This window comes from Stenotrophomonas sp. GZD-301 (assembly GCF_049310345.1).
GTDB lineage: Bacteria > Pseudomonadota > Gammaproteobacteria > Xanthomonadales > Xanthomonadaceae > Stenotrophomonas.
This window is the reverse complement of record NZ_JBMOWY010000048.1, coordinates 19,480-44,047: the sequence shown is the minus strand read 5'-3', so window position 1 is coordinate 44,047 and position 24,568 is coordinate 19,480. Positions and strand designations below refer to the sequence as shown.

General features: G+C 66.3%; 22 protein-coding genes and 1 pseudogene. 12 read left to right on the top strand and 11 right to left on the bottom strand.

Annotated elements, in window-relative coordinates:
* Positions 1 to 65: 65 nt before the first annotated feature.
* From ACO6VK_RS13310 to ACO6VK_RS13265, 10 genes are all read right to left on the bottom strand, one after another.
* Positions 66 to 599 (bottom strand): cytochrome b, encoded by a 534-nt coding sequence (locus ACO6VK_RS13310; RefSeq protein WP_422507845.1) that lies wholly within the window; start codon positions 597 to 599, stop codon positions 66 to 68.
* Entirely contained in the window at positions 596 to 1,708 is a 1,113-nt protein-coding gene (locus ACO6VK_RS13305) for a catalase family peroxidase (protein WP_422507843.1), read from the bottom strand. The genes ACO6VK_RS13310 and ACO6VK_RS13305 overlap by 4 nt, the downstream gene beginning before the upstream one ends.
* Before the next feature lie 212 nt (positions 1,709 to 1,920).
* The gene (locus ACO6VK_RS13300; RefSeq protein WP_422507841.1) at positions 1,921 to 3,288 is read right to left on the bottom strand and encodes a leucyl aminopeptidase family protein; all 1,368 of its coding nucleotides are present in this window, start codon (positions 3,286 to 3,288) and stop codon (positions 1,921 to 1,923) included.
* Positions 3,289 to 3,316: 28 nt separating this feature from the next.
* The gene (locus ACO6VK_RS13295; protein ID WP_422507839.1) at positions 3,317 to 4,027 is read right to left on the bottom strand and encodes an HAD family hydrolase; all 711 of its coding nucleotides are present in this window, start codon (positions 4,025 to 4,027) and stop codon (positions 3,317 to 3,319) included.
* Between the two features lie 67 nt (positions 4,028 to 4,094).
* Complete coding sequence (locus ACO6VK_RS13290; RefSeq protein ID WP_422507837.1) at positions 4,095 to 4,571, bottom strand: hypothetical protein; 477 nt, start codon at positions 4,569 to 4,571, stop codon at positions 4,095 to 4,097.
* Positions 4,572 to 4,620: 49 nt separating this feature from the next.
* A complete protein-coding gene (locus tag ACO6VK_RS13285) occupies positions 4,621 to 5,712 on the bottom strand; it encodes an AI-2E family transporter (RefSeq protein WP_422507835.1) in 1,092 nt (363 codons plus the stop codon).
* A gap of 117 nt (positions 5,713 to 5,829) precedes the next feature.
* Positions 5,830 to 6,291 carry a protein sip-5 gene (locus ACO6VK_RS13280; protein ID WP_422507833.1) on the bottom strand — a complete coding sequence of 154 codons (462 nt, stop codon included), beginning with the start codon at positions 6,289 to 6,291 and terminating at the stop codon, positions 5,830 to 5,832.
* Entirely contained in the window at positions 6,288 to 6,788 is a 501-nt protein-coding gene (locus ACO6VK_RS13275) for a phage holin family protein (RefSeq protein WP_422507831.1), read from the bottom strand. Before ACO6VK_RS13275 ends, ACO6VK_RS13280 begins: the two co-directional genes overlap by 4 nt.
* 8 nt (positions 6,789 to 6,796) lie before the next feature.
* The gene (locus ACO6VK_RS13270) at positions 6,797 to 7,162 is read right to left on the bottom strand and encodes a hypothetical protein (RefSeq protein WP_228884548.1); all 366 of its coding nucleotides are present in this window, start codon (positions 7,160 to 7,162) and stop codon (positions 6,797 to 6,799) included.
* A gap of 113 nt (positions 7,163 to 7,275) precedes the next feature.
* Complete coding sequence (locus ACO6VK_RS13265) at positions 7,276 to 8,703, bottom strand: Do family serine endopeptidase (protein WP_422507829.1); 1,428 nt, start codon at positions 8,701 to 8,703, stop codon at positions 7,276 to 7,278.
* A gap of 678 nt (positions 8,704 to 9,381) precedes the next feature.
* Between ACO6VK_RS13265 and ACO6VK_RS13260 the strand changes: the two genes are divergently transcribed.
* A complete protein-coding gene (locus ACO6VK_RS13260) occupies positions 9,382 to 10,323 on the top strand; it encodes a histone (RefSeq protein ID WP_422507827.1) in 942 nt (313 codons plus the stop codon).
* 120 nt (positions 10,324 to 10,443) lie between these two features.
* The gene (locus ACO6VK_RS13255) at positions 10,444 to 11,124 is read left to right on the top strand and encodes a hypothetical protein (RefSeq protein ID WP_422507825.1); all 681 of its coding nucleotides are present in this window, start codon (positions 10,444 to 10,446) and stop codon (positions 11,122 to 11,124) included.
* 24 nt (positions 11,125 to 11,148) lie between these two features.
* Here the strand turns inward: ACO6VK_RS13255 and ACO6VK_RS13250 are convergent, their stop codons facing one another.
* Positions 11,149 to 11,508: a DUF1428 domain-containing protein gene (locus ACO6VK_RS13250; RefSeq protein WP_422507823.1), complete on the bottom strand. Its 360-nt coding sequence runs from the start codon at positions 11,506 to 11,508 to the stop codon at positions 11,149 to 11,151.
* A gap of 240 nt (positions 11,509 to 11,748) precedes the next feature.
* Between ACO6VK_RS13250 and ACO6VK_RS13245 the strand changes: the two genes are divergently transcribed.
* The 10 genes and pseudogenes from ACO6VK_RS13245 (at position 11,749) to ACO6VK_RS13200 (ending at position 24,505) form a co-directional block, all read left to right on the top strand.
* Positions 11,749 to 14,004 carry a type VI secretion system Vgr family protein gene (locus ACO6VK_RS13245; RefSeq protein WP_422507821.1) on the top strand — a complete coding sequence of 752 codons (2,256 nt, stop codon included), beginning with the start codon at positions 11,749 to 11,751 and terminating at the stop codon, positions 14,002 to 14,004.
* 22 nt (positions 14,005 to 14,026) lie between these two features.
* The gene (locus ACO6VK_RS13240) at positions 14,027 to 15,649 is read left to right on the top strand and encodes a hypothetical protein (RefSeq protein ID WP_422507819.1); all 1,623 of its coding nucleotides are present in this window, start codon (positions 14,027 to 14,029) and stop codon (positions 15,647 to 15,649) included.
* Entirely contained in the window at positions 15,646 to 15,774 is a 129-nt protein-coding gene (locus ACO6VK_RS13235) for a hypothetical protein (protein ID WP_017355205.1), read from the top strand. Before ACO6VK_RS13240 ends, ACO6VK_RS13235 begins: the two co-directional genes overlap by 4 nt.
* 18 nt (positions 15,775 to 15,792) lie before the next feature.
* Positions 15,793 to 20,445, top strand: coding sequence for an RHS repeat-associated core domain-containing protein (locus ACO6VK_RS13230; protein ID WP_422507817.1), 4,653 nt, complete (start codon positions 15,793 to 15,795; stop codon positions 20,443 to 20,445).
* Positions 20,446 to 20,493: 48 nt separating this feature from the next.
* Positions 20,494 to 21,051: a hypothetical protein gene (locus ACO6VK_RS13225; protein ID WP_422507815.1), complete on the top strand. Its 558-nt coding sequence runs from the start codon at positions 20,494 to 20,496 to the stop codon at positions 21,049 to 21,051.
* Between the two features lie 53 nt (positions 21,052 to 21,104).
* Positions 21,105 to 21,546: pseudogene (locus tag ACO6VK_RS13220) on the top strand (hypothetical protein); the annotation flags it as partial.
* Between the two features lie 111 nt (positions 21,547 to 21,657).
* Positions 21,658 to 22,059, top strand: coding sequence for a hypothetical protein (locus ACO6VK_RS13215; protein ID WP_422507813.1), 402 nt, complete (start codon positions 21,658 to 21,660; stop codon positions 22,057 to 22,059).
* A gap of 126 nt (positions 22,060 to 22,185) precedes the next feature.
* Positions 22,186 to 22,800, top strand: coding sequence for a DUF4303 domain-containing protein (locus ACO6VK_RS13210; RefSeq protein ID WP_422507811.1), 615 nt, complete (start codon positions 22,186 to 22,188; stop codon positions 22,798 to 22,800).
* A 616-nt stretch (positions 22,801 to 23,416) separates the two neighbouring features.
* Positions 23,417 to 23,866, top strand: coding sequence for an SMI1/KNR4 family protein (locus ACO6VK_RS13205; protein ID WP_422507809.1), 450 nt, complete (start codon positions 23,417 to 23,419; stop codon positions 23,864 to 23,866).
* Between the two features lie 60 nt (positions 23,867 to 23,926).
* The gene (locus tag ACO6VK_RS13200; protein WP_422507807.1) at positions 23,927 to 24,505 is read left to right on the top strand and encodes a hypothetical protein; all 579 of its coding nucleotides are present in this window, start codon (positions 23,927 to 23,929) and stop codon (positions 24,503 to 24,505) included.
* Positions 24,506 to 24,568: the final 63 nt, after the last annotated feature.

The following is a 24,568-nucleotide window of genomic DNA, read 5'->3' as shown; positions in this document are numbered from 1 at the left end:
TCTCTCCCTCCCCTCCTCTTCTTCCCTCCCCTCCGTGTTGTTTTTTTCCCCCCCCCCCCCCCCCACTACCGGCCTTTCGACATCGCCTGGAACACGCCGTCGCGGCGCACCCACAGGTGGAACAGCGCGGCCGACAGATGCCCCACCACCGTGGCGAACAACACGTACGCGAGCAGGCTGTGCGCATTGCGCAACGCGGCGTACAGCGCCGGGTCGTGCGGCACGATCGCCGGCAGGTGGACCCCGGACCACATCACGATCGGGTAGCCGCCGGCCGACAGCATGGCCCAGCCGATCAGCGGCATGGCCAGCATCAGTGCGTACAGCACCCAGTGCGAGGCATGGGCGGCGGCCGCCTGCCAGGCCGGCAGGTCTGCCGGCAGCGGTGGTGGACGGTGGCGCAGGCGGTTGACCAGGCGCACCACCGCCAGCAGCAGGATCGCGATGCCGAGCGGGCGGTGCAGATCGATCAGCGCCGGCCGCCATTGCAGCGAGGCCACCATCGTCACCCCGACGAACAGCATGGTCAGGATCATCGCCGCCATCAGCCAGTGCAGGACGCGGGCGGTGAGGTTGAAGTGTCCGTTGACGTGCTTCATTGCCCACGCTCCCTGCCGGTGGCGGCAGCACCCTTGCCGTTGGCGATCTCGCGTTCGCGGCGGTTGAAGGACTGCGAGTACACCGCCGACCGTGCGGCCAGGATCGGGTCGTCCGACCCGGCGATGCCGCTGGGCAGGATCAACGGATCGTAGTTGAGGTCGCGGCACGCGCCCTCGGCCTGCGGCTGCATTGCCACCAGGCTGAGCGTGCCCACCTTGACCTGGCGACGCTGCGCCGGCCACACCTGCGACGGATCATCGATCGGGTCGCCGGCTTCGGCGATCGTCACCCACATGTCCCAGCGTACCGGGCCCTGTGCCAGCCGCTGCCCGAACTCGTCGGCCAGATAGTCCAGGCCGGCCTGCGCGCGCTGTTCGGCGGTCATCTCCACGAACGGGGCCTGCGGGCGCATGCTCCAGCGCACGTAACGGTGGCTGCCGTCGGCGGCGGTGAAGCGGAAGCTGTTGACGCCGTTGTAGTCGGTGTTGGCCCAGCTGTTGGACCACGGGGCGGTCTTGGCCCACTGCTGGAACGCGCGTGCGGACGGGTACTTGTCCAGCACCGCGGCCATCTTTGCCGGGTCCGGTTTGCCGGTGGCCGGATCGGGAATGCCGGCGCGGGTCTGTTCGAGGAAGGCGGCGGCGGTGGGCACGGCGAAGAACGGGAAGCTGTTCATCGCGGTGCGCCATTCCTGGCCATCGTCGCTGACCAGCTGCAACGCCATGCTGCGCACGCGCGCGTTGGCGTCGGCGCCGTGCGGGTCACCGCCCCCGATCGACAGACGGCCCAGTACCGGCACCTGGGATTGGCGGAAGACCCGTGCCGAACTCAGCGCGGCACCGTCCGGCGTGCCCTGGAAACTGCCACTGACGCACACGCCCTTGGTATGCGCACGGCGGAAGCCGGGGTGCGGTGGGCCGGTGGCCTCGATGCTGTCGGTGAAGACCTGCGCGGTGGCGCGGTCGCGCCCGATCCAGCCGGCCAGCCAGGCGAACGCCAGTACCAGCAGGCCGGCGATCAGTGCGATCAGTGCCAGCCACAGCAGCGGCGACGGCGGGCGGGGTGCGCCCGGCTCCTGGCCGGCGCGGGTATAGCCGAATAGCGACATGTCCGGGTTCCTGCCTTCACGATGCGTGTGGGTGGGCGACCCCTGCATGGTGTCAGAACCGCAGCGCGGCCGATATTCACATTTTCGACAAGAATCCGCCGGCATCGCGATGCCCAGCGAAAGGCAGCACCGTAGAGCCGGGTTTTACCCGGCTGCCTTTCGTTGGGAATCGCGGGGGCTGACGTCAGCCGGGTAGAACCCGGCTCTACGGGTTACGCGTAGCGGGCTTTCAGCATGGCCCATGCCGAGCGCAGCGCCAGCGCCTCGCCACCGGCCGGGCGGCCCGGGCGCTCGCCGTCGTTCCAGGCGTACACATCCAGATGCGCCCACTTCTGCCCGTCGGCGATGAACCGCTCCAAGTACAGCGCGGCGGTGACCGAGCCGGCCATGCGCGAGCCGGCGTTGGCCAGGTCGGCGATGTTGCTGTGCAGGTAGCGCAGGTACGGGCGCCACAACGGCATGCGCCAGACCGGGTCGCGGGTGGTTTCACCGGCCTGCAGCCACTGCTGGGCCAGCGTGTCGTCATTGCTGAAGAGCGCCGGCAGGTCCGGGCCCAGCGCGATGCGCGCCGCGCCGGTGAGGGTGGCGAAATCGAGCACGATCTCCGGCTGCTGTTCGCTGGCGTAGGTCAGCGCGTCGGCCAGGATCACCCGGCCCTCGGCGTCGGTGTTGTCGATCTCGATGCTCAGCCCCTTGCGGGTGGCGATCACTTCACCGGGGCGGAACGCGTCCGGGCCGATGGCGTTTTCCACCGCCGGAATCAGCAGGGTCAGCTGCACCGGCAACGCCTGCGCCATGATCAGCCCGGCCAGACCGAGTGCATGCGCGGCGCCGCCCATGTCCTTCTTCATGTTGCGCATGCCGTCGGCCGGCTTGATGTCCAGCCCGCCGGTGTCGAAGCACACGCCCTTGCCGACCAGCGCCACGTGCGGCTGGCCCGCGTTGCCCCAGCGCAGCACGATCAGGCGCGGCGCGCGGTGCGAGGCGCGACCGACCGCATGGATGGACGGGAAGTTCTGCTCCAGCAGCGCATCGCCGGCGATCACCTCGATCTGCGCACCGTGTGCGCTGGCCAGTTCGCGTGCCGCGTCTTCCAGCTGCTGCGGGCCCATGTCTTCGGTGGGGGTGTTGACCCAGTCGCGCACGCGCAGGCTGGCGGCGATCACATCGCGCACCTCGGCCGAGGGCGTGGCTGCCAGCTGCGCCGGTGCGCGGTTGGGCGTGCGGTAGCGCGCGAAGCGGTAGCTGCCCAGACCCCAGCCAAGGTGCAGCAGGGTTTCGATCTCCGCCGGCAGGGCGTCGGCAAGCTGCCACACGCTGCCTTCGGGCAGCGCGAACGGGGCGTGCGCGTAGGCGTAGGCATCGCCCGCGTCGCCGACGCCGATGATCGCACCGGCCAGACCGTGCTCGCCGGGCAGCAGCACCACGCTGCCGCCGCTGCCGTTGAAGTGCTGCGCGTCGATCCAGGCGAGCTGCGCCGGGGACTGCTGCCCGCGCCATGCGGCGAACTGCTCGCGGTTCATCACGTGCAGCGGCAGCGCCTGGGCGGTATCGGGGGTGAAACCGTTGATCGGGGTCATGCGGAAGGGGGCTCCGTTCGCGGCGGGGTCAGGCGTGCTGGACGGATGCGTTGGCATCCAGCCAGTCGGCCAGCCCGGTCAGGGTGTCGAACTGCAGGTCGGGCTGCAGCGAAGGGTGGTTCCAGGTGTGCTCGACGCGGTTGATCCAGCAGCCGCGCAGGCCGGCCTGCATCGCACCCACCACGTCCATGTCCGCGTGGTCGCCCACGTGCAGCACATGCGCCGGCGCCACGCCGAGGCGTTCGCAGGCGGCGTGGAAGATGCTGGCGGCCGGCTTGGCCGCGCCATGTTCGCGCGAACCGAGCTGGAAGCTGAAGTGGTGGGCCAGGCCGATGCGCTGCAGGTCGGCATTGCCGTTGCTGAGCGCGGCCACCGGCACCCTGGCGGCAATCCGGGCCAGCGCGTCCAGCGCATCCGGGTAGAACTCCACCTGGTTGCGGGCGGCGTAGAACGCCTCGTAGGCCGGCTCCAGCAGGGCCAGGTCGGCGCCACTGTTCTCCAGCGCTTCGCGCAGCGTCAACCGGCGCAGTGCGCTCAGGTCGTGGTGCAGCTGGGGGTTGTCATGGAAGGAACGCTCGCGCAGCTCCCGCATGGCCGCCACGGGGTACATCGCGGCGGTGGCGGGGCTGTGTTCACGCATCCAGTCGTACAGGACCTGGTCGATGCGGGCGCCGATCGGGGCGAACGGCCACAGCGTATCGTCGAGGTCGAGGGTGATGGCGAGGACAGGGAATTTCACCCGGCCATTCTACGCCTGCCCGCGCGGGCTTTCATGGCGCGCGCAGGCAGGTGCACGTGAAGGCTCCTCAGCGCAGGTCGTAGGAGCAGGTGATGGCTGTCTGGCCCTCGTCGTGCCGCACGCTCAGGTCATGGCGCCCCACTTCCAGGGTGTAGTCATCGGCGGCGTTGCGCGTGATCTTCGCCAGCGCCGCGATCTGGTCGACAGTGGCGGTGCTGAAGTACGCGGTGTAGCTGTCGATGCCGTCCTCGCCGCTGTCGCCGTCGTACAGGTGCAGGCGGTTCACCGGCTGACCGAGCACGACCAGCGGGGTGGTCAACCCATACTCGCCATCGGACAGTTCGCCGTAGGCCTGCAGCTCGGTCGGCTTGAGCACCTTGGCCAACGCGTCGAACTGCGCCGGCGTCAGGTGGCGCTTGCAGGTAACGGCCTCGACCAGCTGGCGGCTGGCCACCTCGGCGCTGGGCTGGGGGGCGGCCAGTGCGGGGGCGGCAAGGGCGACAAGGCCGGCGAGGGCGAGGCAACGCAGTGTGGGGGAAGACATCAGGGCCGGGATCCATCCGAAAAAGGGCCGGCATTCTGGCACGACACGCTCATTCCAGCAGCCGCGCCCAGCCCTGCATCCCGTCCAGCCGGGCCAGCACCAGCTTGATGCAGACCAGCAGCGGCACCGCCAGCAGCAACCCGACCATGCCCCACAGCCAGCCGAACACCATCAGCGCCAGGATCAGGATCAGCGGCGAGATCGCCATGCGCCGGCCCAGCACGATCGGCGTGACCACCTGGCCCTCGACCGTGTGCAGTGCCAGGTAGCCGGCGGCCGGCAGCAGTGCCTGGAACGGATCGCTGAACTCCACAAAGCCCATCAGCAGCATCAGCGCCACGCCGATCAGCGGGCCCACGTACGGCGCGAAGTTCAGCAGCGCCGCCACCGTGCCCCATAGCAGGGCCTCCTGCAGGCTGATCCCGAGCAGCAGCAGAACACCGGAGAACACCAGGCCGACCAGCGTGTTGATCACGGTGATGGTCAGCACATAGCGCGACACCTCGCGTTCGATCGAGCGCAGGATGTCGGTGGTGAACCGCTGCTGCTGGCGGTTGGGGAACAGCGCGATGGCGTGCTTCTGCAGGCTCTGCCCGTAGATCATGAAGAACAGCGTCAACAGCACCACCGCCAGCACCGACGCGGCCAGGCGCGGCGCACGGGTAAGCACCTTGTAGGGATCGTCCAGCTGGGTACGCACCACCTGCACGCGGCGGTTGCCTTCACCGCCGGCCACGCGCGCGAAGTTCTCGGCGGCCTGGTTGGCCTGCTGCACCGGCTTGGTCAGGTTCTGCACCTGGCGGGCGACCTTGCGCAGCTGCTGCGGGGCTTCCTGCGCCCATTCCATCGCCGGGCCCACCAGCTGCACGCCGAGTGCCGCCGCACCGCTCAGGCCCACGCCCAGCACCAGCACCGCACCCAGGAAGCGCGGGATCCAGATCTTCTGCAGCAGGCGCAGGATCGGGTTGCCGACCAGTGCGAAGAACATCGCCAGCAGCACCGGCAGGATCACCTCCTGCGCTGCCCACAAAGTGAAACCGACCGCCAGGGTGGCCAGCACCACCAGCGACATCGGGGCGCGCGGTCGGGGCGGCGGCGGTGCAACGACCGCATCGGATGAAGAGGGGGCAGGGACGCTCATGCAGGCCGCAGGCAGGGAAGGAGCGTCATTATTGGGCAGGGCGGGTGCGCGCGGCGTGTTGTGCCCGTGCACGGCAGGCGAGGCCCCGCCGCAGGGTGCGGCAGGGCATGCCCAGGCTCAACGTTCGGACAGGTCCGTGGCCGCTTCGGCCGGCTGCGGCTGCTGGAACGACGCGGCCGCAGGACGCGGTTGCGCGGGTGGAGGCGTCGCGGGGCGCGTCGCGGCGGCAGGCGAGGCCATCTCATCGGCGGCGTCATCGACCTTGTCGGCTGCCTGCTCGGCGGTATCGGCCGCTTCGCTGGCCTGCATCGAGGCGAAGGCCGCCTGTGCGCTGGCCATCAGGTTGGACACCGAGCCGATCATCTGCAGCCAGCGGGCGCCGTGGAACTTGGCAGTGCCCGGTTCCAGCTTGCCCGCCAGGAAGCCGCCGGCCAGGCCGACGGTGATGATGCGCAACGGCGTCCACCCGGCGCGCCAGACCTGGCTCAGGGTGAACCAGTTGCACTGGGTCTCATCGACCCGGATCGACACCACCTGTTCGGCGCGCTTGACGCGGCGGCGCAGGGCTTCGAAATTCATGGCGTGCCCTCCGCCCTGCCCACATGGGCATCGGGATCGTCGTCGGTGGGTTCGTCATACAGGCCCAGCCGCGACAACTGGCGGCGGGTGGCATGCATGCCGGTGTGGCGGAAGAAGAACGACACGCGCCAGATCGCATAGCCGGTAACGGCCAGGCTGAGGATCGAGGTGATCAGCAGCGACTGGAACCAGGACAGGCCCCAATGCTGCATCAGCGCGATCAGCGTGCCGGCCAGCAGCAGCCAGGCCGACGCACCGAACACGATTGCCACGCCGCTCCACGCCAACGCCCGCCCGAACGCACTGCGCGCCAGGGCGAAATCGGCCGATGCCAGGCGCCGCAGCGAGCGCAGCGTGTGCTTGGCCGAGTCCACGGTGGCGCGCCCGGCCTGACCTACCTGGCGGATGCTCTCATCCAGCCGGGGCGCGGTATCACCGCCTTCCGGTGGCGGGGAATCCGCACCACCGTTGGCGGTCGTGTGGGCTTGATCGCTCACGCCGACGCTTACTTGTCGCCGCCGCTACGGGCCAGCTTGGCGATGATCCAGCCGGCCGCGAAGGCCACGCCGAAGGACGCCAGCGGACGCTCACGGATCAGTTCGGCGGCGCTGTCGACCAGGTCCTTGCCCTTGTCCATCAGCGCATCGACCTGTTCCTTGGCAGCGGCACCGCCGAACTCGGCAGCGGCCAGGCCCGACAGTGCGGTGTCGGACAGTTCGGCCTTGACGTTGGCCTTGCCGATGCGCAGTTCGTCGGTTGCAGCACCGGTGGCGCCCTTGATCGCGCCGCCTGCGGCGCTGGCCGCCGACTTCAGGTGCGAACCGGCTTCACCCAGGTGTTCCTTCAGGTTCTCGGTATTGGTGGGGCTCATCGTGTATCTCCTGTATGCGATGGGGGATGGTGACCGCGGACGAACCGGACGGCGAGGAACACAAGGTAATAGCACCGCGCGGGTGTAAGGGGCGTTACGGCATCCTGAGCCGTTCAGCGCATCACCAGCTCGCCCCGCACGTTGCCGCGCACGATGCGCAGCACCAGCTGCTGCGGCCGGTTCTGGAAGTTGGCGCGCCAGCTGGCCAGATCGGCGAACTCGCCTACCGTGGCCTCGGTGACCACATCTCCCTGCTGCAGGCCGGAGGCGGCGGCGCGGCTGCCGCGCTTGACCTCGCTGACCAGCACGCCGCTGACGCCGGCCTGGCGCAGCGTTTCGGGCAGGTCGACGAAGGTGGCACCGCCCAGACGCGGGTCCAGGGTGTCGCCCGCGACCGCGCGCGGCTGTTCCTTCAGCGTCACTTTGAGCTGCAGCGGCTTGCCGTCGCGGCGCAGATCCAGAGTAAGGGTGCTGCCCACCGGCTGCAGCCCTTCCACGTTGTGCAGCGCCTGCGCGCTGTCCACGCGCTGGCCGTTGGCGGTTACCACTACGTCGCCCGGCTTGAGGCCGGCGGCAGCCGCACCGGACCCGGCCAGCACGCGGGTCACCAGCGCGCCGCGGACTTCGGTCAGCCCCAGCCCCTGGGCGATCTGCGGGGTCAGGTTCTGCGCCTCGATGCCGAGCGTGCCGCGCACCACTACGCCGTGCTTGACCAGCTGGTCCACCACGTCGCGCGCCAGGTTGGAGGGAATGGCCAGGCCCAGGCCGATGTTGCCGGCCATGCTGCCCTGCGGGTTGAAGCTGGCGGTGTTGATGCCCACCAGCTGGCCCTGCAGGTTGACCAGCGCGCCGCCCGAGTTGCCCGGGTTGATCGAGGCGTCGGTCTGGATGAAGTTCTGGTAGCCCAGCCCGCGGATGCCGCTGCGGCCCACCGCCGAGACGATGCCGGAGGTGACGGTCTGGCTGAAACCGAACGGATTGCCGATGGCCACCACGAAGTCGCCCACGCGCAGCTGGTCGCTGTTGCCCAGCGGCAGCGCGGTGAGCTTGTCGGCCGGAATGCGGATCAGCGCCACGTCGGTGTCGCGGTCCGAACCGATGAACTCGGCCTTGACCGTGCGCCCGTCGGCGAGGGTGACCTGCACGTCGTCGGCGTTGTCGATGACATGGTGGTTGGTCAGCACCAGGCCTTCGGCAGCATCGATGATCACGCCCGAGCCGAGCGATTCGTTGATGCGCTCCTGTGGCACTTCCGGGAACAGGCGGCGGAAGAACGGATCGTTGAAGTACGGGTTGCGCACCCGCACCACCTGCTTGGTGTTGACGCTCACCACCGCCGGCATCGCCCGCTCCAGCATCGGCGCCAGCGAGGGCACCGGCTGCCCGGCCACCGCCGCAGGCAGGGCCGCGGTGGCCGGAATGGCCAGCGATGCGGGCGACGCGGCAGCGCGGTTGTCCAGCTGCGCGGTGATGGCGGTGGCGACGAATCCACCGAATGCGGCGGCGAGGGCAAGGGTCAGCAGGGTCGGGATCGGTCGCATGGTCCGGCGGTTCCGTAACGAGGGAGCAGGGCGGGAAAGCAGCTATACGGTAGTGCAAGCTGAATGAGTGTGTCCGTTCGCGGCTAAACGCGCCATGAAAAAACCCGTCCGCGTCCACCGTTGACAGGCCCTGGTGCAGGGGTAAGCTGCCCTCAACCCAGCCGCGCGCGGGCGCGGCACTGGAAGGCCATGACCCCGACCGTGTCGATCTCGATCCGTTTCGTCGCCGCCCGTCTCCCCCTTCGCGATGCCGCACGCGGACGCCGTGTCGTCGCCGTCGCATCCGCTGCCGGTCGATCACGATCGGCCCGCACCCACCGCACCTGTCCGACGCCTTGCAGCGGGTTGCCGACACGCCGATCGTGGTCGGTCTGGTCTTCGCAATCGGCGCAGTTGTGCAGGCAGAAGGCAACCAACCGATCATGTGCGACGCAGAAATGCACATCGCCTCCACCCCGTTCCACAGACGCAGGGATGACCGCAGCGGCAACGGCCGACACAAGCACGGAAGCTGTTTTCAAGCAGTTTGCTGTACACCGCCTGGTGCACGGCCTGCCGCACCGGCCGTCTGCCAAGCACAGATGCGGCTCACAGGCTGCGACAAGACCGTTCCACGATGGACCGCGCCGGTATAGCATCGCCAGCGATTTAACTGACCAGGCCCCTTAGGAGGCAATCATGAGCAACGGTAATGGTGTGACCGCGACCCTGTCGCAGGGCGTCGAAGAAGTGAAAGAAGTGGCCGGCAAAGTGGGCGAGACCATCGCCACCACCGCTGAAGACGCCGTGGCGTCGGTGAAGAAGACCGTCAAGCGCGCCCGCAAGGCCGCGACCACCCAGGTCGCCAAGGTCAAGAAGGCCGTCAAGAAGGCCGAGAAGACCGTCGCCAAGAAGGCCGACAAGGCAGCCAAGTCGGTCGGCAAGACCCTGGCCTCCGCCAAGAAGAAGCTGGAAACCGCCAAGAGCAACGCCAAGGCCGAGGCCGCCGCGCTGAAGAAGCAGGTCGCCAAGAAGAAGGCCGCCGCTGAAAAGGCCGTGACCAAGACCACCAAGGCTGCCGGCAAGAAGGCCACCACCGCCAAGAAGGCTGTGACCAAGAAGGCCGCCGCTGCCAAGAAGACCGTGACCAAGAAGGTCGCCACCGCCAAGAAGGCTGTCGCCAAGAAGACCGCGACCGCCAAGAAGGTCGCCGGCAAGAAGACCGTCGCCGCCAAGAAGGCCGTGACCAAGAAGGTCGCCACCGCCAAGAAGGCTGTCGCCAAGAAGACCGCGGCCGCCAAGAAGGTTGTCGGCAAGAAGACCGCCGTTGCCAAGAAGGTCGTCGGCAAGAAGACCGCTGCGGCCAAGAAGGTCGTCGGCAAGAAGACTGCCGTTGCCAAGAAGGTCGTCGGCAAGAAGACCGCTGCGGCCAAGAAGGTTGTCGGCAAGAAGACCGCCGTTGCCAAGAAGGTTGTCGGCAAGAAGACCGCCGCCGCCAAGAAGGTTGTCGGCAAGAAGGTCGCCACCGCCAAGAAGGCCGTGACCAAGAAGACCGCTGCCCGCAAGGCTGCGCCGGCCAAGCGTGCCGCCGCTGCCAAGACCGTGGCCCGCAAGGCCCCGGCCAAGCGCGCGCGCAAGTAAGTCTTACGTGCCGTTCCCGCCTGCGGGCGGGAGCGGCATGGCGGCCCGGGGGCCCACCGCCACCGATGCCGTACTCACCTGGCGCCTGCTACGGTGAGACTCCCAAGCGAGGGAGTCTTCATGCGCGGTCTCGACTTCAGTTCCTGGCAGGCCATGCTGTCCACCCTGATCGGGCTGGCGGTCATCACCCTGATTGGCGTGGGTATCCGCCTGCTGGTGATGCAGACCCTGCAACAGCGCCGCGAGCGCGAAAACCGACAGATCAACGAACGCCTGCGCACCCTGATTGCGGCCTACAAGACCCTGGGCGGCTCCTTTACCGGCGCACTGGATGTGGACCCGCGCCATCTGCGCGACCTGCGCCAACCCCCGCATCCCGACGATGCCGCGCTGCGCCTGGCCGACGCGGTGGCCACCGCCGGCAGCGACCGCGCCCGGCGCATCCGCGATGCCGTCGAGGCCGCACTGTCGGACATCATCCTGCTCGGCACCGACGAACAGGTGCGCCTGGCCGCGCACGCGGCCACCGAACTGGCGCAGGGGCGCGCGGTGCCGACAGCGGCACTGGTCGTGTCGCTGCGGGATTTCATCCGTGGCGCGCTCGACCTGGCGCCGATTCCCGCCAGCGTCGCGATCCCGCAGCAGGGGCCGGCGCGTCCGTCGGCCGGTGCCAAAGGCAAGGCCGATGCGGGTGACAAGGGCGGTGCGAAAGGCGGCGGAGGCGGTGGGATGGGGGGCGGCGGCATGGGCGGCATGGGCGGCGGGCAGGCCCTCGACGACGCGCCCGACCCCCCACGCTGATACCGTCGCCCGGCGCGGGTCCGCTTACCCGCCGAGCTCCACCACCGGCACGAAACCGCCGTAGATCATGCGCTTGCCGTCGAACGGCATCGGGTTGTGCGCCGGGTCCATGCGCGGGTCTTCCATCATCTTCTGCATGCCCGCATCGCGGGTGGCCTTGTCCGGCCATTCGATCCACGAGAACAGCACCGTCTCATCGGCCTTGGCCTCCACCGCGCGGTAGAAGTCGGTCTGCTTGCCGTGCGGCACGTCGTCGCCCCAGCACTCCACCACGCGGGTGGCGCCGTGCTCGATGCAGATCGCATCGCCCAGGCGGGCATGGGCCAGGAACGCCTCCTTGTTGGCGGTAGGCACGGCAAGCACGAAACCATCGATGTAAGACATGAAACACCTCCGGAAGGGGCGCACCGGAACGGGCGCCTCGCTGATATGACGAACCACGGCACGGAAAATCGACACGCTGCGCCCATCAGCGCGTGGGGAATGTGATGAAAACCGCATTTTCTTCCACAAAGCTGAAGCGATTTATCGGATGAATTGCATCTTCTCGTCAGAAAGTTGGCACCTGTCATGGCGCGATGGCACAGTCGGGGTCTCGACGATCATGGGACGAAGGAACGCCCGATGCATGCCGAATCACTTGCCCCCCTCCATGCCCTGGCGCGGTTGCAGCAGGACCATCGCCTGATCCGCGTAGACACTGTGCTGGACCCGCAGACGTTCCTGGTCAAACGCTTCCAGGGCACCGAACAGGTCTCCCAGCCCTTCGCCTACCAGGTCGAGCTGCTCTCCACCGAGCCGCGGCTGGAGCTCAAGCAGCTGGTCGGGCAGCCGCTGCGCCTGCAGCTGGGCGACGAATTCGGCGGACAGGGCGTGCACGGCTATGTGCGCGAGTTCGCCAGCGTCGGCCGCGAAGCGCAGTTCACCTGCTACCGCGCCGAGATCGCCCCGTGGTTCGCCTTCCTGGACTACACCAGCAACTGCCGGATATTCCAGGACATGACCGCGCTGCAGATCGTGGAGGCGGTGTTCGCCGACTACCCGGACCTGGCCCGTTTCGACCTGGACCTCGATGCCGGGCGCCTGCCCAGGCTGGCCTACTGCGTGCAGTACAACGAATCCGACTTCGCCTTCGTCTCGCGCCTGCTTGAAGACGCCGGCATCTATTACAGCGTCCGCCACGATGCCGATGGCCACAGCCTGGTGCTCAGCGACGACTCCACCCTGAGCGTGGCGCTGGGCGAACCGGCGCCGGTGTACTTCCGCGCCGACCAGGGCGTGCAGCTGCAGACCGGGCTGCATCGCTGGGGCGCACGCCGCCGCGTGGGGCCGGGGGCGCAGTCGCTGAGCAGTTTTGATTTCAAGCAGCCCAGCACGCCGCTGCGGGTGGTGCGCGGCAACGAAGCACCGCGCGGCGCGCTGCCCGAATTCACCCAGTACCGCTACGACGGTGCCGCGCGCTTTGCCGACAGCCGCATCGGCGAGGCGCTGGCGGCCGTGCGCAACGAAGAGGCCGCCTGGCCGACCAAGCTGTTCGAGTGCGCCGGCAACGTGGCCGGCCTGCAGGCCGGTGGCTGCTTCTCCCTGGAACAGCAGCCGGACTTCATCGGCCGCGGCGCCGAGGATCGCCAGTTCTTCGTGGTGCGCCTGCAGCGCGAGGGGCGCAACAACTTCGCCAGCGATTTCGGCAGCGCCGAAGCACCCAGCCACGCGGTCGAGGCCGAGGTGCTGCGCCGCCGGATTCCCTACCGCCCGCTGCGCCAGACCCCGTGGCCGCGCATGCCCGGCCCGCAGACCGCCACCGTGGTCGGCCCGCCCGGCGAAGAGCTGCATGCCGATGCCTACGGCCGGGTGAAGGTGCAGTTCCACTGGGACCGCAAGGAAGACCGCCGCGACAATGGCGCGGAGAACAGCTCCTGCTGGATCCGCAGCGCCAGCCCCTGGGCCGGTGCCGACATGGGCGGCGTGTCGCCGCCGCGCGTGGGCCAGGAAGTGGTGGTGGACTTTCTCGACGGCGATCCGGACCGGCCGATCATCACCGGCCGCGTCTACAACGAAGAGAACATGCCGCCGTTCGGGCTGGAAGTGAGCGGCCTGAAATCCAAGACGGTCAAGGGTGCCGGCTGGAACGAGATCACCATGCACGACAGCGCCGGTGGCGAGCTGCTGAACATGCGCGCGCAGCGCGACATGGTCACCACCGTGCTCAACGACCAGAACGCCAGCGTCCAGAACAACAAGTCCACGGCCGTGGCGGTCAACCACAGCATGAGCGTGGGTGCCAACCAGGACATCAGCGTCGGCGCCAACCGCGGCATCACCGTGACCGGCACCGACACCCTCGGCGTGACCGGTACACGTACCACCAACGTGACCGGCGCGGTCACCGAGGCCTACCAGGCCGGACAGACCAAGACGATTGCCGCCGCCGGTTACACCGAGACCATCACCGGCGACTTCGGCACCACCCTCACCGGCAACTACACCAGCCAGCGCACCGGCACCTGGAAGGAGACCGTCACCGCCACCTCGCTGCGCCAGGTGCTCGGCAAGGTCACGCAGGAGTACGCGGCCGGGCGCGAGACCACCATCACCGGGCTGGACAAGCGTGGCGTGCAGGGTGCGGTGGAAGACACCAACATCGGCGCACGTACCGTTGGGGTGGACGGACCCTTCGACCATGAAGTCACCGGCACCCACAGCCAGTTGTCCAACGGCGACATGACGCTCGCCTCGGCCAGCAAGCTGACCGCCGCGGTGGGCGGTGCCTTCATCGAGGTCACCGACGGGGAGATCAGGATCTCCGCCGGCGGGTCGGAGGTGGTCATCAACAGCGGCGGCGTGTCGGTCAACGGCAGCGAGATCAAGCTCAACTGCTGACCGGTCCAACGGAGGGACTCCCATGCACGACACCCCCATGCTGCGCGCCATCCAACGCCTGGGCGAGGCCTGGCTCAACGCCAGCGCCGATTCGACCCGGCGCCTGCTGGTGTGGCGCGTGCCGGCCAACGCCAGCCGCCTGCTCGCCGCGTTCTTCGAGACCCAGCGCCACGACGAAGGCCGCGACACGCCGGACTATTTCCTGCGCCTGGATACCGCGTTTGAAACCGGCTTCGCCTACAGCCGCGAGGTGAAGCAGAGCCTGCTCGAGCGCTACCTCGGCAGCCAGGACGAACTGCGCGCGCAGGGTGTCGCGCTGGGCTGGCGCGGCCCGCACGACGCGCACCCGGACAGTGCGCACGGCGTGGTGCAGGTCCTGGACAGCTTCGCCAGCCATCACCAGCGCCATCTGCGCCTGTTGGCCGTGGTGATCGACCCGGAGCGCTGCGTGCCCGGCGACGGTCTGGCGCGCTGGATCGACGCCGCCTTGGCCGCCGCTCCGGGCGAGCGCCTGCGGCTGGTGCTGCTGGACACCGACGAAGACTCGCGCTGGCAGCCCCTGCTGGAACGCCATGCCCACGTTGCAGCGCGCATCGAGGCGCCGGTGGACATGTTCGCCATCGCCCGCGACACGGCGGCGCAGTCCGCCGGCACCGGCCCGGAGGTGCTGCACCGTCAGCTGCTCACCGACCTGATGCTGCTGCTCGAGCGCGGCAGCCCGCAGCAGGTGGCCGCCCGCGCCGAGCGCGCGCTGGGGCTGGCCCACCGCCACGGCTGGCAGGACCAGCAGGCGGTCGTGCAGATGATGGTGGCCGGTGCCTGGCTCAAAGGGGGCGACCACGGCCAGGCGATCAACGCCTACCGCCAGGCGCGCAGCGCGGCCGAAACCGCGCGCAGTCAGGGCCATGCCGCCGCACCGGAGCTGGTGATGCAGAGCTGGTTCGGCGAAGCGGGCTGCTGGCTCACCGCCAACAACCCGGGCCAGGCTACGCAGGGCTACCTGCAGGCGGCCACCTCGGCGGCCAGCATTCCGCACCCCATGTTCCAGCTTGAAGGCCAGCGCATGGCCGGCTACTGCCTGCTCCAGCAGGGCAAGCGCGAGGAGGCCCGCACCCAGCTGCTGGAAGCCATCCGCATCGCCACGCCGCTCGCGCCGCAGGACCGCCACGCCACCACCCTGCCACAGGCGCTGTGGGACCTGCTGCAGCTGCAGGACCCACGCCGCTGCGAGCGGCTGCAGGACACCGCGCGGACCTACCTGGAACAGACCACCGCGCTGCACGGGCAGGCCGACGATGCCGCCGCCCGCCTCGGCACGCACCCGGCGCGGCCGCCGCTGGATGTCATTCAGGACCAGCTGCACAGCGCGCTGGAGCAGACCTTCCACCGCGTGCAGCACGAGCGCGAACGCCTGATCCAGGGCGGTGACGAGTTCTTCCGCCGGATCGTCGCAGTTGGCCGCGACTTCCTCGACCCGGGCTGGAACGGCCTGCCGGCGATCCAGCACCCGCTGGACCATGACATCCCGGTATGGAGCGAACCGCCGGCCATGCAGCCCCTGCCCGATCCCGCCCCGCTGCTGGATGCCCGGCACGCCCACACCGTCGCTTCCGCTGCGGCACCCAACGGAGTTGTCGCCGCATGAATGCCAACAAGACCCTGCTGATGACCGTCGCCGTGCTGCTGGGCATGGCCATCGTGGTCTGGCTCGGCGTGGAGTACCGCGACGAGGTCAAGGCTTTCCTACGCGCTCTGCTGCGCGCGCTGTAACGGCCACGGAGGGCCGCCATGAGCATCGCCGCCAAACATTTCGATCCGCAGCTGGGCATCGACATCCACATGTACGCGGTGCCGCCGTGCCCGCTGCCCACCCCGCATATCGGTCTGGTGCTGGACCCGTTCGACTACATCCCCTTCATCGGCTCCACGGTCAAGGTCAACGGCGTTCACCGCGGCACCGCCGGGACCGGTGGCCTGGACATCCACATCCCGCTGGGCGTGTGGGGGCCGCCGCTGGCCGCGCCGATGGGCCCGCAGTTCGACGGCGAAGAAATCTTCATGGGCAGCCGCACCGTGTCGGCCGATGGCGAGCCGTTCTCGCGCCTGGCCATGCCCGTGCTGGACTGCAACCTGGCCGGCATGATCAACCCGTTCCGGGCCAAGAAGCCGAAGAAGCCGCTGCGCGCGATGTCGCTGCCCACCGGCTTGAACGTGGCCATTCCCACCAGCGTCAAGATCGGCGGCCCGCCCACCGTGTCGTGGACCGCACTGGCCTTCCGCGCCGCCTTTGCCGGGCTCGGCAAGCTGCGCAAAAGCGATTTCTTCCGCAAGAAGATGGATGCCTTCGCGGAATGGCGCCGCGCCCGCTGGGGGCACCTGCCGTCGGGCACGCTCAAGTGCAAGGTGCTGCGCGCCGAGCCGGTGGACATCCGCGACGGCAGCGTTTCGGTCACCCACGAAGACTTCAGTATCCCCGGCCGCCTGCCGCTGGCCTGGCGCCGCGTGTACGCCTCGCGCCACGCACAGCGCCAAGGCGCCTGCGGCTTCGGCTGGCAGACCCCGGCCGACATCGCGCTGGCGCTGGCCCCCGATGGCAGCGCCTGGCTGTCCGGCCCGGACCAGGTGGCCTTCTTCCCCGAGCTGCCGCGCCGCGACGGCGCCGACGTGGCGGTCCTGGACTTCGTCGATGGCGCGCGCCTGTGGCGCCAGCAGGGCCAGTGGATCGTGCGGTTCAAGGGCGGCCTGCACTACCGCTTCGACGGCGCTGCCGCGCCCGGCGTGGCCCAGCTGCCGCAGGAGCAGCACCTGCCGATCGAGCGCATCGAAGACAGCTGCGGCAACTTCTGGCGCTTCGAGCGCCGCGACGGCCATCTGGTGCGCATCGTCGAACGCGGCGTGGACGACCAGCAGGGCCGCTACATCGCCGTCACCGCGCGCCACGGGCGGATCGACGACCTGCAGCTGCACGATCCCGCCACCGGCCTGAACCACCCGCTGGCGAACTACCGCTACGCCGACGGCGACCTGATCGCCGCCGTGGACCCGCTCGGCGCCCCGCGTACCTTCGGCTACACCCAGCACCACATGGTGCGCCACACCGACCGCGTCGGCCTGTCCTTCTACTACGCGTTCGACGCTCAGTGGCGCGTGGTGCACTCCTGGGGCGACGGCGGTCTGTACGACTACCACTTCGACTACGACGCGCTTCTGCGCGAAACCCGCATCACCGACTCGCTGGGCAACGTGTCGCTGGTCAAGTTCGATGAAAACCGTCTGCCGCTGTGCGAGATCGACCCGCTGGATGGAGTGACCATCTTCGAGTACGACGATGTTGGCCGCACCGTGGCGGTGACCGACCCGGAGGGACTGCGCACCGGCTTCGAGTACGACGAACGCGGGAACCTGGTGGTGCTGGTGCGGGCGGATGGAACCACGCTGCAACAACAGTTCGATGACCAGGACCAGCTGCTCGCCGTCACCGATCCGGAGGGCAACACCTGGCAGCAGCACTACGACACCCGCGGCCTGCTCATCGAGCAGACCGATCCACTGCAGGCCGCCACCCGCTACACGTACGATGCCTACGGCCTGCTGCAGGCCCAGACCAGCCCGCGCGGCGCCGTCACCGCCGTCGGCTACGACCGCCACGGCCTGGTGACCAGTGTGCTGGACCCGCTTGGCCACCAAAGCCGGTACCAGCACGACCCGCTGGGGCGTCTGCTGTACCAGACCGACCCGCTTGGCCAGACCACGGCCTACGAGTACGACGCCAAGGGCCGCCTGCTGGGCGTGCAGGCGCCCGACAACAGCGGCGTGCGCTGTGAGTACGACGCCGAAGACCAGCTCATCACCTACCTGGACGAAGCGGGCGCGCGCACCCGCCTGCAGTACGTGGGCATCGGCCAGATCGGCAAGCGCGTGCAGGCCGATGGGCACGTGGTCGAGTACCGCTACGACACCGAAGAGCAGCTGATCGGCGTGGTCAACCAGCGCGGCGAGCACTACCTGCTCAACCGCGATCCGCTCGGCCGGATCGTGGAGGAAATCGACTATTGGGGGCAGTCGCGCCATTACACCTACGATGCCGCTGGACGCCTCACCACCACCGTGGACCCGCTTGGCCAACGCATCGTCTTCGCCACCGACAAGCTCGGGCGCATCACCGCCAAGACCCTGCCGGACATCCGCCAGCCGGGTCACCAGGTCAAGGAAACCTTCCAGTACGACGCGCGCGGCCAGCTTGTCGACCTGCGCAACGCGCACCGCCACGTCACCCGCCGCTTCGACCCGCTGGGCCAGTTGCTGGAGGAAATCCAGGATGGCTTCCGTGTCGGCTACGCCTACGACGAGGCCGGCAACCGCACCCAGCGACAGACCAGCGCCGGCAATGCCATCGCGTTCGCCTACGATCTGTGCGATCAGGTCAGCGAGATCGGCATCAACGACGAAGTGCCGATCACCCTCGAGCGCGACGCGCTGGGACGCACCACGCGCGAGCAGCTCAGCCCCCACCTTGAGCGACGCTTCGACTACGACGCGCGCAACCTGCTCACCGCGCAGACCGTACTGCGTGACGCCGCACCGCTGTTCGACACCCGCTACGACTACGACCGCACCGGCAACCTCACCCGCCGCCAGGACAGCGGCCAAGGCGTGGACGAGTACCGCTACGACGCCATAGGGCGACTGCTCGCGCATACCGATCCGAAGGGCGTGCTGCACCCGTACTACAACGACCCGGCCGGCGATCGCCTGCGCACCGACATCCGCGAAGTGCGTATGCGCAAGGTGGCTGGCGGCGATGACCAGGCCGAGGTGCTGTGGACGCGCGAGGGCACCTACCAGGGCGTGCACTACGTGTTCGACCGCGCCGGCGACATGGTGCGCAAGGGCAGCCCGGGGGGCGGGGATGCGAGCGACCTGGAGCTGATCTGGGATGCCAACCATCGTTTGGCCGAGAGCCGGCGGGACGGCAAGAGCACGTACTACGGCTACGACCCGCTGGGCCGGCGTGTGTTCAAGCGCAACCCGACGGAGACCACGTGGTTCTTCTGGGACGGCGATGCACTGCTGGGCGAGGTGAAGCAGGCCAACGACGCCGAGGACGCTGCACCGGTGTGGGTGGACAACGTGGCCAGCCTGATCGAAGTGAAGCGGCGGCAGCGACGGTTGGAGAAGCTGCATGAGGGGGTGCGGGAGTATGTGTATTACCCGGGGTCGTTTGTGCCGCTCTCGCTCATTGCTGCAGACAATGTTGCAGTTCCTGGGGTGGCGGCCGCCAATCAGGTTGCACATGAAGGTGATGGTGCGTCCAGCGACTCTGCGGCGGTCACACTATGGGATATGCAGGCCACCGAGCCGCCAGTGCGGAATTATATTGACGAGCGCAAGCGTATACCGCCTGCAACTCAGGGAGGAGGCGCCGGCTTCGGCGGCCTTGGTGCTATGACGCTGGGAGTGAGTGGTCCTTCTCAGCGGCAAGAGGCAAGCGATGACCAGCCCGGCTCATCACTGCTTGGGTCAGGGAAGCTGGGCGCTATGGGCCTGGGCGGAATGAGAAGGGCGGCGCCTGCATCAGGCCCCCCTCTTCCGTCCAGAGTTTTGGCAACTCCACCTCATGGATTAGCCGGAGAGTCCGATGGGGGAGAGTTGCCCAATGAACAAGCGCCGGAAGGTGAGGTGCCTGAGCAAGTCTCGCTGCTTGCCGTAGATTCGGCGGGAAGCGGGGTGCACTACTTCCACGTCATGCCAAATGGCTGTCCAGAACGAATTCTGAGCGCAGCCGGAGCCATTGTATGGGAGGGGTGCTTGGGGGCATGGGGGCAGGTTGAGACAATTCCTGTGCCCATTATCGAGAACAACTTGCGGTTGCAGGGGCAGTACTTCGATAGCGAAACAGGTTTTAATTACAACCGAAATAGATACTACGACCCTCAGGCCGGGTCTTACGTGTCCAAAGATCCTTTGGGAATTTTCCCGTCCGAAAATATGTACGATTACGCACCTAATGTCCTTGGCTGGATTGATCCCCTGGGTCTGGCTCGCCGAGGTAACATGGCGACACAGACTCACATGGATCAAGTCAGGGACGCATTCATTCGAGATAATCCAAATTTTGATCATATTGCAGGTGGGCGGGATGCATCGTCTGGCCTGGACCTCCCCGAGGAATTCATCAGCCCTATCACGCCGGGAAGAAAGGGAGGGACTTATCCTGACATGACTTTTATTGATCGAACATCCGGAAGGACGGTCCGTATACAGACGGTGGATAAGGGGGGGTTCTTTGGAGGAATGTCCAGGCGTGAACTGACAAATGCAGGAAGGCTTTCAAATCAAAGAATGAACGACACCATACTTACAGTCGTAAAAGGCGCTGGGTTGAAGCCGGGCTCCCTTGATGTCAGTAATCTTGGGGCGGGCATACATTGCAGAACATGAATAGGGCGATAAGTGGCTAAATCTAAAATGGTTCAACAGTGCTTGTTCATGACTTCTCTGGATGAGAATGAATTCGCTGACGCGCTCTTGATAGCGCGTCCCTCGATCAGATTCGTTAACATGCAAGAACAGCCGGAGACCGATAGGCCAAAATACAGAAATAGAATCGATGAGTGTGGGGGGGTTCATGTAACGATTGTAGATTCATCGATAATTTCCGAAGATAATTTCCATATGAATTATGTTAAAAATCATCCATCTGGGAAGGGTTGGATTTACGCATTGGTCGGATCAGGGCTTGTCAGTCTTTTAAGGTCGAGAACCGCAGACTTTCTCCAAAATTCTATTATCAATGGCGAGTTGCGAGCGTCAATTCCTACAGGTGACGAGGCTACTGAGGAATTTGTGGCAATCGCACTTCGTGAAGCAAAGGCGCGCGGAGATAGGGTCGTATCAATTGATACAACAACTGGTCAGCGCGGTACAAAGGCTGATCGGAAATTTCTTGTGTGGCCAGACGCGGCACAGAAATTTGATGGTGCGAATGGTGCATATTTGGCTAATGGAGCACATGCAGTGTTTGTTCCGAAGGCTGGTGAGAGATAGTTTCTCTCAGTGCGGGACCCTGAAGGCTACGGGCCATGTTCGACGGCTTGAAGGAAGACCAGCTCATCACCTACCTGGACGAAGCGGGCGCGCGCACCCGCCTGCAGTACGTGGGCATCGGCCAGATCGGCAAGCGCGTGCAGGCCGATGGGCAGGCACGTGGTCGAGTACCGCTACGACACCGAAGAGCAGCTGATCGGCGTGGTCAACCAGCGCGGCGAGCACTACCTGCTCAACCGCGATCCGCTCGGCCGGATCGTGGAGGAAATCGACTATTGGGGCCAGTCGCGCCATTACACCTACGATGCCGCTGGACGCCTCACCACCACCGTGGACCCGCTTGGCCAACGCATCGTCTTCGCCACCGACAAGCTCGGGCGCATCATCGCCAAGACCCTGCCGGACATCCGCCAGCCGGGTCACCAGGTCAAGGAAACCTTCCAGTACGACGCGCGCGGCCAGCTTGCGCCTGCGCACCGACATCCGCGACGTGCGCATGCGCAAGGTGTCTGGCGGCGATGACCAGGGCCTCTCAAGAGAACTGCAGATATGGCTTGGATGCAAGGGCAGAAGAAATCGAATGGCGCGCGGAAGCAGGGTTGACGCATGGACGTAGCGTTGAGTGGACGAATGGGTGGGCCGGAGATCGGGGCAAATTACCTCGTCGGCGTTGTCCAGGTACGACCGCGTTTGAAGGCAGCCTTGGCCGATCTTTCAGTACAAGGTGTTGCGTCCATAAATGTAGAGTTGTGGATTAGTGGCAGCATTACCGATTATTGCGAAGGAGAAGCATCGTCTTCGGTCAAGTTCTTCTCGATGAAGGGGCTTCTTGTGCTGTCTGTCTGTATTCCGCAACGAGAGGCTGAAGCCCTCATTGATGATGACGCTGGGCAGGTGGTAGCTGCGTGGATAGCTCAGGGGTTTGAACTAGCAGCGTTACCGCGTAGTGCTTGCGCAGTAGAGTACTCGGCGATTGTCGGTGCCGTGCGATCATCACTGTCCGAGTAGGCGATTTTACGATTGCGCTGGCTCCGCTACGCCAGCTCATCGTCTTTGCCCCCGACAGCCGGATCGCGTCATCGCCAGTATCCTCCGGATATCCGGCATCTGGGCAGTTCAAGGAGACGTTCGAGCATGAAAAACGCGATCATCTCGTCCCGCTGCGCAGGCCGTGCCGGTACGCCACCTGCCGCTCCGACTCGATTGGAACGTGTCGATGGCTTGGTGTACTTGATCTGCAAGGCATTTCGGCCCGCGTTACTCGACTTGTTTAGACGTGGTGAGAACTTCTATTACTGCACCTTCGTCATGACCGAGGAAGGCCACGCGCCGTTCCTTTCAGCTTGGTCGGAAGAGGCGCTTGCAGGTGCAGTGGGCGAAAGTGGCGATGGCCCAGAGGTAGCTGCGGATCTGAAGTGGTCTTATGCAGATTCTCCATACGTTGACTTTGGAAGCGAACACACTGAAAAGCTTCGCGCGTCCTTCCTCGCCGGGCCGAACCTGCAAGACCTCAGTGTCGATGAGTGGGAAAGGGAGATTGAGTTCCGTATGGATGCTGTAGAGCAGGCCGTACGCCAGTTGGATGAAGAGGGTGCATTCGGCACAGGGCAGCATCGCAGCAGGCTACTTGTTGCGGTGGAGATCATGCCTCCAGTACCTTCCAACGCAGATCGCGTGGCGCGGCTGAACGACACCAATTCGCAAATCTTCAAGCAGTGGTTGGAAGAGGCTGCAGAAGTAGACGATTGAGTTCGTTTGCGTACGCGTTCTTACTTTGAAGTGCGCATGAAGAGGCTTACACGCACCCGCTACTTCTACGGCGTTACCGTCAACCTCACCAGGAAGGAGGAGTGCCCTGCCGCCAAGTTTGATCATGATGATGGCGCGTTTCATGCGTGTTCTCCATCCCTCCTTGAACTTGTCACCACGTTGGTGTGGGCATACAGGCACGGAATATGCGCAACCTAAATCGCGCGTCACGTGGCGTGCTCGACAGTTTTCCAGGCCTGGGCTCGCTGCTCTTCTATCGAGGGCTGCCCACCCAGGGAACGCTATGAGATTGAATGGTGCGGTTGTCCCTGCATGTCCATCGCAGGGCTGTTCCTCTTCCGTGCCCCAGTTCGCGGAGTACGTGGCAGAGCAACTGGACGCGTGCTTGGCCGCGCGAGGATGACTGCGGATCAGGAGGGGACGTTGAGCGCTGAATGCCGGAGAATCCCGTAGCAGATGGCGGGACCGCTAGTTGAGGGGCAGTGAGACGCGCCTTGACGACGTGCTGGGCAGAGCTTGAACGGCCCTGCGTGCGAAGCGGCGTCTGAGTGCACATGAAACTCCTGTCTGTCCACTGATGTTGGGGAGCGTGGCAATGTTTGATGTCGTTGATGACGTGGTGGCTAAGTCTGCCCGGTTGAAAGTGTTCCCAGGGCAGGGCGTGCCCGATGCCCTGATTGAGGATGCGGAGCGTGAGCTTGGCATCCCGTTGCCCGCTACGTATAAGGCGTGGTTGCTCAGGTACGGGAATCTGAGTGTTGGCGACACGCAAGTGTTCACACTTGCGCCCATAGAAGACCGGGATATCGCAGATGATGACCTGGTGTATAACGCCCGCCTTGCCGTGGAAAATGGGTTTCCTCCGCTTGGTCTTCTGCCTGTTTTTATTCCCGGGTCAGATGAGGCGTTCTATTTCGATACAAGGGGAGGGTTGAAGGAGGGGGAGTACCCTGTCGTCAGGTTTGATCATGATGAAGGTGTGTTTCACTGTTTTTCTCCGTCCTTCCTCGAGTTCATGATCACGTTGGTGCAGGTGTACCGATAGGGTCTTGCGCGACGCCTTGCCCGCTATCCTGTGCACTTCTCAGTCCGGCAGGAGTCGATAATGGGAAGCGACAAGTACTTTGATCTTGTTCCCGGGGGTACGGGCAGCTCCAGGGTAGGCGGATGTTCGCCGGACGCGCTGGTGACGTCCGGGCAGGCACGTCCCGGTTCACGGTTCTTCGTGTGCCTCGCGGCGTCCGACTTCCCGGCGCTTGCCGGCCAGGACGTGTCAATCGTCATTGACGATGGCTTCCTCCCCTCGGGCGAGAACACCCGCTACCCGGATATCGGTGTGCAGTGCTACCTGCATGCGCCCAGTGCGGAAAGCGCGGACGACTCGACTTCGCTCGGATCGATCGCGCGCGGATCCCTTGTTCCCGCGTCCGGAGGCGGGGACATCGACGCGGCATGGTTCGTGAAGCTTGGCGGTGCGCCCCGACTGATCCAGGAAGAGGATTACTACGCACGCGCCTTGGTTCGCGATGGCTACGAGTTCCTCTTTCAGGTGGACGAGAACGGATTTCCGGATGGGTTCGTGCTTGGCGACTATCCACTCGGTTACGGCGCTCTGTACGTGTATGGGACGCGCGGCAACGGTGGTGAGGTGGTGGAGGTGGAAGCGGGTTTCACCCAGTTCTAGCGCGCCAGCAACGCACCTGCGCAGGCGCGCGTATGCCAGAGCCAGCCTGAACCTCCGCAAAAA